Source organism: Paraburkholderia sp. 40 (assembly GCF_050434105.1).
GTDB lineage: Bacteria > Pseudomonadota > Gammaproteobacteria > Burkholderiales > Burkholderiaceae > Paraburkholderia > Paraburkholderia tuberum.
This window is the reverse complement of sequence record NZ_JBNPVY010000004.1, coordinates 4,367,318-4,379,531: the sequence shown is the minus strand read 5'-3', so window position 1 is coordinate 4,379,531 and position 12,214 is coordinate 4,367,318. Positions and strand designations below refer to the sequence as shown.

Genomic DNA, 12,214 nt, shown 5'->3' with positions numbered 1-12,214 from the left:
TTCCCACCAAATTTTTTGGCGGGAACCAAAGTGGCCGACATAGTAGATGGCAAGAACGAAGCGCCCGGTAGGCGCCCGAACTTTCCGCGCGAATTCAAGCGACAGCTGGTCGAACAGACCTTCGAACCGGGAGCTTCCGTATCGCTGGTCGCGCGTCGCAACGACATTAACACCAACCTGCTGTTCAGATGGCGTCGCCAATATCTTCAAGGCGTATTCGGAGCACCACATCCGGCGCATGTGCAACAGCAGTCAGAGGTTGACGTTGCACCGTTTCTTCCGGTGAGCGTTGTCGCCGAAACCGAGACATCGATGTCCATGCGCGAGGCTGTGTCGGAGAACGTCTGCGAGATCGAATTTGACCGTGCACGCCTGCGCATCCGCGGCAACGTGTCGCCTGATATGCTGCGGTTACTGGTACGAGAACTGTCCCGATGATCGGGCTGCCGGCGGGCACCCGCATCTGGATTGCGGCTGGCGTCACCGACATGCGTTCCGGATTTCAGGGCCTGGCGGCGAAGGTGCAAACTGCACTGGAGGAGAATCCGTTCGACGGGAACGTCTTCATCTTCCGGGGCAGGCGCGGTGACCTCATCAAAATCCTGTGGGCCACGGAGGACGGGCTATGGCTCCTGGCGAAGCGGCTTGAGCGAGGGCGGTTTGTCTGGCCGCAGGCCGACGGCGGTAAGGTCCATCTGACACAGGCACAACTCTCGATGCTACTCGAGGGCATTGACTGGCGGCAGCCGCGTCGAACCGCGGCGCTATCGGTGTTGTAAACGCTTCGGGGCACGCGTAAACTCCGGCGCATGACCGATGATGCCCGTCTTCCGGATGACGTCGATGCGCTTAAGGCCTTGCTGCTGGAGGCTCGTGCCCAGCTTGCCGAGCGCGATATCGAGATCGAACAGCTCAAGGCCCAGATCGACAAACTCAAACGGGTGCAGTTTGGCCGCAAGTCCGAGCAGCTGGACCGGCAGATCGAGCGGCTCGAAACGGAACTGGATGAGCTGAGCGGTGGGCGCGGTGTCGCGGATGTTCGCCGCGACCGCACATCGGGCACAAGTGTGCCCGCCGGCGCAGCAGCCTCGAAGGAGGCGTTGCCGCCCCATCTGCCGCGTGAAGAGCGCGTGCTCGAACCCGATCCGAGCTGCCCGAACTGCGGCAACACCATGCGGCCACTCGGCGAGGACGTGTCCGAGCAGCTTGCCCGTGTCGCCGCCATGTTCAAGGTGATTCGCACGATCCGCCGCAAGGCGGTCTGCACCTGCTGCAATCACATCTCGCAGCCGCCGATGCCGGGCTTGCCAATTGAGCGCAGCATCGCGCATCCGGGCCTGCTTGCTGACATCCTCGTTTCGAAGTTCGCTGATCATCAACCGCTGTACCGGCAGTCGGCAATTGCCGCGCGTGACGGCGTTAAGCTCGACCCCGCCAGCATGGGGCGCTGGGTCGGCCAGTGCGAGGCTTTGTGCGAGCCGTTGACCGAAGCGCTGCGCGTCTACACGATGGCAACGTTCAAGCTGCACGCGGACGACACGCCGATCCCGGTGCTTGCACCGGGCAACAAAAAGACGCGCACGGGTCGCCTGTGGGTGTACGTTCGCGACGACAGCCGTTCGGGCTCGACGGACCCGGCCGCAGTCTGGTTTGCCTACTCGCCCGACCGAAAGGGGATACATCCGCAGACTCATCTGGCCGGATTCAAGGGCGTCCTGCAGGCCGACGCCTACGGTGGTTTCGACGAGCTGTATGCAGGCGGCAAGATTCGTGAGGCGGCTTGCTGGGATCACGCGAGACGGTACATATACGACGTTCATGTCCGCACGCCGACTGAGTCGACAAGGCACGTACTCGAGCTGATCGGCGAACTCTACGACATTGAGGCTGATATCCGGGGCGAGCCCGCCGCCGAACGATTGCGCGTACGGCAGGAGAGAAGCCTCGCGGTGCTCGCGACCATCAAGGCGTGGATGACGGACAAGATCGCGACCCTGTCGGCAAAATCCGAGTTGGCCAAGGCGATACGCTACTCGCTCAATCAATGGAACGCACTCGTTCTGTACTGCGAAGACGGTCGTATTGAGATCAGCAACGCTCTCGCCGAAAACGCTCTGCGCTGTGTAAGTCTGGGGAGGAAAAACTTCCTGTTTGCAGGCTCCGACAGTGGAGGCGAACGGGCCGCTGCCATGTACGGTCTGATCGGCTCGTGCAAACTGAATGACATCAACCCCCGTGCATATCTGGAATACATCCTGACTCACATCGCGGACCACAAAATCAGTCGCATCGACGAACTGCTGCCCTGGAACATGGTCGGCAAGTTGCCCACGCAATCCACTCCGCCGTCAGCGACAACCTGATCGCCGCAACGTCTCCTGCCGGTATCCGCGAGGTATCGATCAACGCGTTACCGATAGCGTGCCACATGCGCGCGACACATCACGAACGGCCGACGCGAGGCGCTTACCGATTAGCACGACGCGTGACTTCAGCTTTTCGGTTAGCGTGTTGGGAGATGAGGTCTTCATGATGACGAGGCCACGTGGGATGTCGACAGAGGGTAGTCGATGTGGCGTCGTCACGTCGAGGCATCGTGGCAAGACAGATGCCGATGGTGTTTCGTCCGCCGGACCGCATGGCGGCGCGGCTGATTGCGTGAGCTTGCGGCCCGTGGGGAGAACCATTAGTTTCGGTTAACTTCAGCTATCAGTTTCAGTTAACCTCAACTCTTTTCCTTTAAAATCAATCAATTAGGGTATTGTCTCGCAACATGCCGACTGTGCAATCTAGCGTGGACACCGTGACTCGACACAAAAGTTGCAGCGATACCATTAGATTCGGTTAATGACGTGGCAAAAAGGCGCCTTCGGTCGCCCATCGACTCAAATATCGGCCGCAAAGCGCTCGTCGACGTCTGGGTTGTAGCGGCCGGTGGCCGCTGGCGGAATAACTATCGACCAGTCCGCAGGCTGTTGCACCTCCAGCAACTCGAAGGCTCGTTGCTCTGCAGCAGACTTCTCAGCAGCAACTTTTGCCTGGCGATTGGCAGCTTTCACCCTCGGCGCAGGCTTGCGCCGTTTAATTCCCTCCGCCTCGGCGATAGTTTCCCGCAACAGCGCGGGCAACTTAGCCTCTCGGCCTCGGTTTTCAGAATGGTACCTGCTCACCGCTCCCAAGCCTTGACGCAGGTGGTGTATCAGCCAAACATTGCGGCCAAACGTCCTTCGATGAGCAAACATCATCGCGAGAAACTCAGTAGAGCCGTCATCCTTGACCCACACAACGAACTGGTTTGTATCTGGATGAGGTTTCACATTTATCCCAAGCTCATCATGCTTGCCTGACCGCGTCGATACATGCTGGTTCCACAGGCGCTCAAGGCCGCCGCTACGGTACCTCGCCCCATCGATGGACACCGTTCCCTCACTGACCTGCACAGGGCGAGATTCAATCAGCTTCAGATATGTTTCTTTGGGCGACCACTCAATCGCTGCATCGGCCAAGCTCAGCTCCTTCAGTTTGTCGAAGTAGGCTTTCGGCGTTGGCGTCTTCCCTTCCCACATACCTTTCTTGACCATCCAATCCGGCAGTCTGTCGAACACGTTCCGAGTAGTGTTCCAGTCGTGCACGAACGTCAGCACCAATTCCACAAATTTTTCGAACTGGATGCGAGCCCACCATTCCTGTTTGGCCTTGGCATCTTTGTCATGCCCTGCATCAGTCCGAACGTAGAATCCAGGGAGATGCTTGAGTTTCTCCTGTATAAATTTGTTGACTGCTTCGACGACCGACTTATCGCGTCCTCGTCGCGCTCGTGCAAACCTGATTCCAATCTTTGCATCGTCTATTAGCGGATTCGCAAGTCCTTTGTGTTTGGCCGGACCACGGTCAAACCGGCACTCGTCGGGCGTTCCGTAGACAAAGCCATCCTTGAGCTTCTCGAGGCCCATGGTCGACAGCAACTCTGTCTTGCGAACAAAAGAATTGAACAGGCAGTTCCGGTATGCGTTTGCAGACTCGTTCTGGACTGTAACGTGCACACCGACTATCGCTGTGCTTTCAACGCATGCGCCAATCATGACAACGGCCTTTCCCACTTGATTCAGGGCGTTCTCACCCCACAAGAGCTGGGCATTGAACAGTAGGCCGTCGAATTCGAAGATGGTAATGCGACCGCCGCGGGTGTGGTCCGTCGCATGGCCCAGCCGAGCCTTGACTGCATCCCAGTCAGCCTGATTGTCAAAGTATTCTCTGAGTACATTATCTCGAAAGATTTGCGCGCCAAATGCCATGAACCTGCGTCTTCGCGGCAGACGCTCCAACGGGATTGGCACAACCTCCCACTTCTTCTTCACTTTTTTAGGTTCGACCAAGACCGTGTCGCGAAACTCAATCCACAGGTCTGGAAGGGAGAACTGACTTGCGAGACCAACCTTCCCCTTCTTGCCGTGAATTTCCGCCGCCCTTCTAAGCAGGAACTCCTTCCACTTGTCGTGCAACGCCACTGTCATCGGTACGCCAACGTTCAGGCCAGGATTGCGTAACTCAATGGTCAACCGACGCCCCGGCTTCCTCTTGTTCACGGGCAGCCGAGATGCGCCAGGACCGCCCTGGTCATCGGTTCGCGGCAGGAGGGCGTTGGTATTGGCTCCAAACCACCAATAGCTTGTCAGAACTTTTCGAATCCACTGCTCGGAAAAGCCACCCTCGCTAGCAGCTTTTTTGATGAGCTCGCTTCTAGTCTCGGTGTTGAACAGGAGTTCCCGCCCTCCTCGAACAAGCAACGCACCAACCTGTGCGAACTTTTCGTCTCTTCGGTGTATCCGCGGAGAGCCTTTGTTCGCTTCGTCGTCCCACTCCCGCATCCACTTCGGACTGACGCATTCCTCGACAGTCTCCCAACGTTCCCTGTTCGAAAACAATTCGCTGCGAGATATCAGCTTCGGAACACGGGAGGCCGGAACCTCTTTGAGGTTAATGTCAACATTGAGCACCGCAATGAGGTCCGTTAGAGGGTCCCAGTCCAGATATCGCATGAACATGCCCGGCGGGTCAGCGAGGTATCGGAAGAGCACGCCGGGCCTGAACGGTTGATACACATACTGCTGAATATCGTTCATTAGCTAAAACCCCATGGCAACGGTTCGACCTCCCGCCCAAACCGATAGATACCGTCCGGCCGCAGTTGAATCTGCGTATGTTGATTGAACTGGTATTGATGGTCCAGCCTGAGATGCCCAAGGTATATCGCTACGCAAGTGAGCTTCATCAGGTTATGTCTATCCGTCCCGATGGTTCTGGCGAATGGCTCGAGCAAATCCTGGACGGCATCATCCGCGCCACGTCTTTTCCAGAGTTCAGCGACGCGCCTTGCTTGCTCGTCGAGACCGAAGACGTTGGACCTACGGATGTGCTTGAGCACGAACTCGTAGTTATCGTATTCATCTTGCTCAAAGTAGCTCTTTACGACAGGCTCCCAAGTCGCGCCGATGCTTTCGTAGAAAGCGTTCTCGCGAGCCGCCCGTCGTGCCTCCCCTCGCTTTTCGAACTCCTCCCAATTTTCTTTGCACGAAACGCCGTGCTGTGCAAGATTGACTTCATCATCCGTCTCATAGAGGACGTCGATATCGACGGTCGCCACCTCATTAGCCCAAATCGTTTCGTTTGCCTCATATTTCCTCACGAACTTTTTCGAGTCGTAGATTGGTAGGTGGGTGCGGAAGATACGGACCCGAGTATTGAAATCAAGGAAGTGCAATGCAATCCGCTCGGTCGCGGAATGATATGGGCACGTTGCCTTGATTCCGACGTACCAGCCGGAGTCACCCGACTTACTGTCGACAGGCTTCTTGGTTCTAAGGCGTCTGTACTGAAATCCTCGACTGTCGCGAACCGGGACCGGGATTATGTTTGAAAGAGGCTTGGCCTGAACAATTTCAAATATCTTCATAGTCGTTAGCTCGCGTTCGCTCGAGTTTCCTGCGCAATCGAAACTGCCCACGCGACTCGCTACATTCGTCGATGGCCGCGAGGGTGAGCGGAAATCTCGATGGGTTCTGGTACAAGCGAGCCGGCGAACGCCACCCCTTGACCAGCCTTGCCTTCGTGATACGGAAGTTAGGGGGATGCTCTTCAAATTCCGCAGAGCGACGCCTCACGTGCTCACAGAAGGCGACGTCCACGACCGCCCATTGCGAGGAGGAGCGAATCGCGTGCAATCCACTGCGACTGGGCGGCAGCAGTTCCGGTATCGAGTCGGGGTTGTGCTGCCTGAGGGCATCGATTGCGCTTCGGCACTTATGGTGCACCTCGGTACGAGACGCGTTCGGATTTTCTTCAAGGTAGGTCTGGATAGTCGCCTTGTGAATGTCCTCTTTGCCAGGAGTTCGATACGGGGCCTTCGTTAGCTTCCTTTCTCTCGTTGGTACCAGCTCCCGCTCGTCTAGCTTCAGAGCATCGACAAGTTCAGACTCAAAGTGTTCTGCGCTATCAAAGAGCGTGCAGATAATCAAGGCGTTTGCGACTGGACTCGTTACAAAGCCTGTCCCTGACAGCATCTTAGGCGCATTACGCTGCCGCTGCCATGAAACGGAGTGCTTTGCGAGCACGGAACAATGGATTCGCTTTTCCGCCAGTCGAGCGATAGCGTCGAAGTCTTGCCGCGCGCCCAATACTCCTAAGCTTCTAGCTTGTGTCCGATACACAAATTGCGTGTGACGATAGTCGAACACTTGCTTCCTACCCGCGCGAAACAATGCATCCATCGCCCCTGCTACTCGCATCTCGGACTTCATTCCACCGCGATTCGTCGCTTCTGTCCTTCGAAAGAGCGGCTCACCACATAAGCAGCTATCTTGCAAACGATGGAATGTGTATTTGTGGCCCGCAGACTCTCGACAACGCGGGCATGCGGTGACGAGCGGCTCTCCGTGTTTAGTGCAAACAGAATAAGCCGAAAATGCCCACTGCATTCTTACGAACGTTCTTCCGTGAAGCGGAATGTCCTCGCGAATGCATTGAGGGCAAGCCGCGTGCTCAAAGTGTTGCCGTGTATTTCCGCGAGCCGATGTCGCGCCAGAAAAAGTCCCAATTGCTGTGCGGGTTCCTAGGACCGCATTCTCGTACAGTCTTCCGTAACGGTCGTCTGGACTTGTCAGTCTCATAACCGGAAGCGAACTATTGTGCAGAATGAGGTGTGGCACTTCGGGTAGCGCGCGGCCCAACAGGTCACGCAACGGGCCAATCCTCGACGGAAATACGGGGGACATGCAACGCACGCCGTTCTTTCCAATACGGTCGGCCAGTCCTTTTATTTCATCGTTGCTCAGTGCCCGGCAGACGTGGCGCAGATAACTTGAGAGGACTTCGTTCTCAATAATTGGCGTGTTACGTACGCTCAAAAACAACCCAGTCACCGCCCCTCCTTCTTGACACACTTGCGTTCGGTTAAATTGAGGCGAGTCGCCGACAGTCGCATTCCCAGATATCGCAGCACGCGCCACCTTTGGTGTCCGAGAACTGGGACGCCCATCTCGCCACACGCCTCCTCAATGCGTCTCTCAACAAATCGCGACTTCGTTTCCCGAGCCTTGTTGAGCTCGCCGCGAATCTCTGCTGATGCGCGTAACAATGAATAGGGCGACAGACCGGTCAAGAAACTGATGCGGCGCGTGGAGAGGCGCAGGCGTGGCGCCACCCGAGTGGTCGATACCGAGGCTCGGATGGACAATAGAGCGTGGCTTTGAAGGTAACTCCTGTGCCCTCCACCCGCGTGTATCTTGTGCTTTTCGCACTCGTGCGGCTGGGCCGCGAGAGTTTCCTGTTTGTTTCGATAAAGTCGCGCGTAGAGAGCCGGCGCTTTCTTTCGCAACTGGGTTAGGCTGCAATCAGGGGAGCTATACACAATACCGAGCCAGCGGCAGCGGTCACGTTCGTCCCTTACACCGTCGAGGCGCGCCCTTTCGCTTTTAAGCTGCCCTGTTGCTCGCAGAATCCGATAGACGCTTGGAATGGATACATCAAACTCGGCGGCAACAGCCTCAACAGACACGCCGTGAACAAATGACTTCTCAATGGCCGTTCTAAGCCCAAGTTTAAGCTTCGACGGTTTGAGATGAAGCTCAAGTCCCAACTCTGCTGCGCGTGTTATCAGCGTTGTGGTTGCAACACCCAAAGAAGTTGCCGCTGAAGATAAGCTGTTCGTCTGGGCGATAGCATCCATGACTGCCGCGCGCGCGGGCGCGTCTCGGCGGACAACAACGTTCGGCTTTGCAACTGGAGGGCTGCTGATTTCGGACAATGACCACTCTACGAGCAAGTAAATTACGGGGTGAAGGCATCTGCGTCCACTCATCCAGTTCGCAACGGACATCTGAATGAGGTCGGCGTCTCGGCTCACCAAAGTCAGGCGCGCGTCGGCAAACGGCTCTGAGTGAAATGCAAGATGGGTCGGGATGAATTGCTTCCAGCGGACATAGCCTTCCGCGGACAGGAAACCGCGCTCCTGCAGCTGCGCGCGAAACGCCTTCAGCCGGTCCTCCGATGGAAGGAGTGCTTGGACAAGCGCTTGCGTTCTTTGACCAAACTCATGTGAGCGCTGCTTCGCGTGACGATTTGTTCTGTCAATGCATTCGCATGCGAGCAATCCTCTTTTGTTCATTTCCACGGTGAATGCTCCGTGTGTGGGACAGACGGATACGAATGGCGCAACATGAATGACCAGCGTGGGCGCAAAGCCCGGATTCGCCAGGTGATGCGCATCGCACTCCGGGCAATGAAACGCATCGTGTGGACTAGGCTCAATGTGGACGGGGAGATGGCAAGGCCGAATGGGGCCCGGAAGTGCATCAATCATTGTGGAGCGCACGCGTTGTCGGAAGTCCTCACTCGCACAAGAGGTCCAGTACTTGAAAAGGAGGTGGTCGGAGCGAAGCAGTTCATCGGCGTCGCCGAGCCGAGGGAACGCCTCGCATAACAGGCGCAGCGGGGCCGGCATCGCCTCAAGAGGGGGACCACTTCTGCCCATCGCTGCCTGAAGGGCCCAAAATTCCGTCCGATACCCAGAGAGCAACGCTGCTCTTCGCAAAAAGCTGGGAACAGTCTCGCACGCCGCTATCTGGCCGTGAGGCGAGCGAGAGGCATCGAATCCGTCGACATCAGTTGGCTTCTTCGGCGCGGCGGTCTTCATTGCGCGAGATAGCCAAGTGCTCGGCACGTATCGACCGAGAGAAAATCTGCCCATACGTTTCCGGCCGGCGTCGCACGGACAGGCGTATCATTTTTTCCCGCACGTTCGTAGAAATCTCTCAGGAACTGACCGACTCTTTGTAGTTGTTCGGTCTGCCTTCTGAATTCCCGGACTACGCCATTGAGTAAGTCGACCGGCTTCTGTCGTTTTGTGTCCCGGATAGCAGCAATCTGTAGCATCCGATGGAAGCGACACAGCGCATCTCTGCTCCCATGGGTGACCTCTGCTGCTGCTGTCAGAACGTCCTCTGGCACGTCATCAGGTTCGTCCCAAACAAGGCTTTGCTTCCAAAGGCTATGATTTACCTCCCGAAAAAATGAGCTTTCTGGCACAAGCCATTGGATTTCCTCCCACGCACCTCTTGTCAGCGACGCACCGACTGTGCCCATTTGCAACAGACGTTCGTAGACCGGCGCCGTGCAAACAAAGACGACCGATATCCCAGTTTGTGCCATGAACTCGTCGAGAAAGAGGAGCAGCTTTCTCGACTTTTCGGAGTGGAAGTTTGAATAGTTTGCGCCGACGACGAATAGCAGACCGACGTTCGCCATGGCGGCTAGAGCAGAGACATAGATTGGGCGCATTGCCTTCTTGGCGGTCGACCGGAAAGCGGTCGAAAAAAAGCGACTGCCGCTCGCATTTGCGTCGAAAGCAGCTAGAAAGTTCGCATAAAACTGTTCCTCGGTGCCGCATGCAGGCCAGCGCACAACCATTGCGGGCCAGTACGGCACATCAGTGTCAGCATCAAGGGACAGGAAGCGCAAGGACTGCCCGAGTAACTCAGTAGTGCGTTCGACGAAGCGCAGCCCGCCGGACTCGGCCGCGCAGCAGAGCACAAATCCCTGTCCGCGAATTTTCGCCGTGGGAACGTGCTTCGGGTTCGCTGTCTTGATTGCGTCGCCAAATCCACTTGTGCGCTCGATGGCTGCGGGACTCAGAGGGTTCACCTTCGCCCACGTAGCCCGGACAGCGTCGTGAAGGTCGCCGTAGATTGCTTGCTCCAGAGGTGTCGCATTAAAGCTCTGGTCCAGATTTGCAGTCAGAGTCAGCTTTTCCGTCCTGCTCAACGCTTTTGTCTCGCTCGTCACCTCGATACCCTTAATCTGCAACAATTCTTGTGCAGTTTTGGCCGTAGGGCGGACGGCATCAATCGCCAACAAAGGGTTCGCGTGCCTATCCCACTTGGCAGCGGATTCGGGCTCTGTTTGCAGGCTGAGGCTAGTTTCGCCAGACTTGTCAGGCATCACGGTGCCTCCCTCGCGATTGACGACCGGCCGGTGTGCCGAACGGCCAAAGCCGGCGCAGCGGAGTGCGCGCGACAATATTGGGGCAACGCCCAATTGGTTAGCCTAGCGGGGGTTTGCGTGTTCACCGGGTCCTTTACCTCTTTGGCATCTAGATGCGGGGGACGGAGCTGAGGTAGCGGAAACTGGTCGCGGAAACGAGATAGTTCGCCTCGCCACCAAGCGATACCGTCATCGCGCGGCAAGGGTGAACTCGCCACTTGGTGCTGTGCAGTCAAGCAGTCGGACGAGATTGGTGATAGCCGGCGCCGCACGTGTGATGACCAATAGCATGAGTGCCATGCGGGGGGAGCGGTGAGCTTCATAGGTTCTCTTTCGTCGCATGCTTTCAAAAACATGCGAACACGGTTGATTCGAAGCACCCTCCGCGAAGGCCCCGGCCGCTTGCGGCGGGTGGCTTTCCCAGGTGATGCACCACCGCGGCTAAGCGTTAGGCCGCCGGCCGCTAATCATGAATTGGCGCCGCTTGCTCAGCTCGCTTTTGCTTCCAAGCCTGCCGACGCAAAATTTCAGGAAGAAAAGCAGTTGATGGCTTGCCAACATCTGAAATTTCAGCAATAATAAAGCGGAAATCGCTATTTCCTCACCCGACATCAATTCGCCGACTATCTTACTCGGCGGATGCTGTTCGTCAAGCATTTCTTGAAGTCAATCTCGCACGTCCCGAGAAAGCCTTATTCAGCTTGCCTCCACCACAGCACCCGCTTCAACATTTTTTCTCTGATGCCGCAAATTGGTGGTGTCTGAGGACTCCATCGGTCGTCTCGCGGCCCGCCATGCGATGGCGTCTTTCTCAAAAAAGTTGGGCGGCCGGCGCTATGGCTAAAATTTCAGATTTCATCCATTTCACGACTCTTCGAATGAGAGCGCAAAGCCTTGCTGGTCGGGCTTTACAAGCGTTCCAACAAAAGCGCGCCCCCCTACGGCGCAGCGAAGGCCGAGCCGTTATCCAAAAATGCTTTCCGGTGTTGACAGTGAGTGCACTCAGGCCGCGCGCGTTGTACGGGCGAGCATCCGTCCTAGCCGGCTCCAGTCGTCATGCTTTGCAGCCCAAAGTCCTTTGGGAACAATAACCGCCTCGTCACGCAGCGAAACCGGCACATGACGAGGGTCGCTTTCCAGCACGCTCGCGACCTGCGGCTCTCGTCGCCGAACATCTTCGGCAAGCCATCCATTTTTGCCGACACTCCCGCTCAAGGGATGGCGCAGCACCCTGTTTCCAGGAACTGTCGCGCCAACAACACGATGGCGTAGCGATTCGGGCAAAAGGTCAAGCACATAACGAAAGCCCGCAATGCTGACCCAGCTCGAAGTCAGAACGATATCGATATGCCGCTCATCCGCGAGCAAGGCGCTCAATTGCGCAACGTGCGGACTATCTACTGAGAGACAGATTCCACCGTGAACTAATTTTGGGGGCGTCAACGTTCCCCGCAGCAGAACACCTTCGACCGCCAAGTAGAGAATGCAGGGAGAGGCCATCATCGCGACCTTTTCAGCGCGAGCATGAGACCATGCTGGAGGCTGGCATATACTTCAAGCAGTGCTGCGGAGCTACGTCGGCAGGGAGGGCTCGTTGCTAAAAAATGCTCTTTTGCTTCTTTCGAGCCGCCGAATCAAATGCGATTTTTTTCGCACTTAAGCGTAGTCCATAACTTGG

General features: G+C 56.7%; 10 protein-coding genes and 1 pseudogene. 3 read left to right on the top strand and 8 right to left on the bottom strand.

Going from position 1 to position 12,214, the window contains the following annotated elements:
• The first annotated feature begins 30 nt into the window (after window positions 1-30).
• The 3 genes from tnpA to tnpC are packed head-to-tail and all read left to right on the top strand — an operon-like array spanning window position 31 to window position 2,363.
• Window positions 31-438: an IS66-like element accessory protein TnpA gene (gene tnpA, locus OKW28_RS42115; protein ID WP_429444462.1), complete on the top strand. Its 408-nt coding sequence runs from the start codon at window positions 31-33 to the stop codon at window positions 436-438.
• Window positions 435-779, top strand: a complete 345-nt coding sequence (tnpB, locus tag OKW28_RS42110) for an IS66 family insertion sequence element accessory protein TnpB (RefSeq protein WP_429444458.1) — start codon at window positions 435-437, stop codon at window positions 777-779. The genes tnpA and tnpB overlap by 4 nt, the downstream gene beginning before the upstream one ends.
• 30 nt (window positions 780-809) lie before the next feature.
• Window positions 810-2,363 carry an IS66 family transposase gene (tnpC, locus tag OKW28_RS42105; RefSeq protein ID WP_429444456.1) on the top strand — a complete coding sequence of 518 codons (1,554 nt, stop codon included), beginning with the start codon at window positions 810-812 and terminating at the stop codon, window positions 2,361-2,363.
• A 522-nt stretch (window positions 2,364-2,885) separates the two neighbouring features.
• On the opposite strand, the gene OKW28_RS42100 is transcribed toward tnpC, so the two are convergent.
• The 8 genes and pseudogenes from OKW28_RS42100 to OKW28_RS42065 all read right to left on the bottom strand — a co-directional run bounded on the left by OKW28_RS42100 (window position 2,886) and on the right by OKW28_RS42065 (window position 11,913).
• Complete coding sequence (locus OKW28_RS42100; protein ID WP_429454234.1) at window positions 2,886-5,123, bottom strand: hypothetical protein; 2,238 nt, start codon at window positions 5,121-5,123, stop codon at window positions 2,886-2,888.
• The gene (locus tag OKW28_RS42095; protein ID WP_429454232.1) at window positions 5,123-5,953 is read right to left on the bottom strand and encodes a hypothetical protein; all 831 of its coding nucleotides are present in this window, start codon (window positions 5,951-5,953) and stop codon (window positions 5,123-5,125) included. The genes OKW28_RS42100 and OKW28_RS42095 overlap by 1 nt, the downstream gene beginning before the upstream one ends.
• Complete coding sequence (locus tag OKW28_RS42090) at window positions 5,940-6,767, bottom strand: hypothetical protein (RefSeq protein WP_429454657.1); 828 nt, start codon at window positions 6,765-6,767, stop codon at window positions 5,940-5,942. The genes OKW28_RS42095 and OKW28_RS42090 overlap by 14 nt, the downstream gene beginning before the upstream one ends.
• Window positions 6,768-6,932: 165 nt before the next feature.
• Window positions 6,933-7,418, bottom strand: a pseudogene (locus OKW28_RS42085) (TniQ family protein); the annotation flags it as partial.
• Window positions 7,415-8,662: a TnsD family Tn7-like transposition protein gene (locus OKW28_RS42080; RefSeq protein WP_429454636.1), complete on the bottom strand. Its 1,248-nt coding sequence runs from the start codon at window positions 8,660-8,662 to the stop codon at window positions 7,415-7,417. The pseudogene OKW28_RS42085 and the gene OKW28_RS42080, both read right to left, overlap by 4 nt.
• A gap of 524 nt (window positions 8,663-9,186) precedes the next feature.
• Complete coding sequence (locus tag OKW28_RS42075) at window positions 9,187-10,494, bottom strand: hypothetical protein (RefSeq protein WP_429454230.1); 1,308 nt, start codon at window positions 10,492-10,494, stop codon at window positions 9,187-9,189.
• 483 nt (window positions 10,495-10,977) lie between these two features.
• Complete coding sequence (locus OKW28_RS42070; RefSeq protein ID WP_429454228.1) at window positions 10,978-11,193, bottom strand: hypothetical protein; 216 nt, start codon at window positions 11,191-11,193, stop codon at window positions 10,978-10,980.
• Between the two features lie 345 nt (window positions 11,194-11,538).
• The gene (locus OKW28_RS42065) at window positions 11,539-11,913 is read right to left on the bottom strand and encodes a hypothetical protein (RefSeq protein WP_429454226.1); all 375 of its coding nucleotides are present in this window, start codon (window positions 11,911-11,913) and stop codon (window positions 11,539-11,541) included.
• Between the last annotated feature and the right edge of the window lie 301 nt (window positions 11,914-12,214).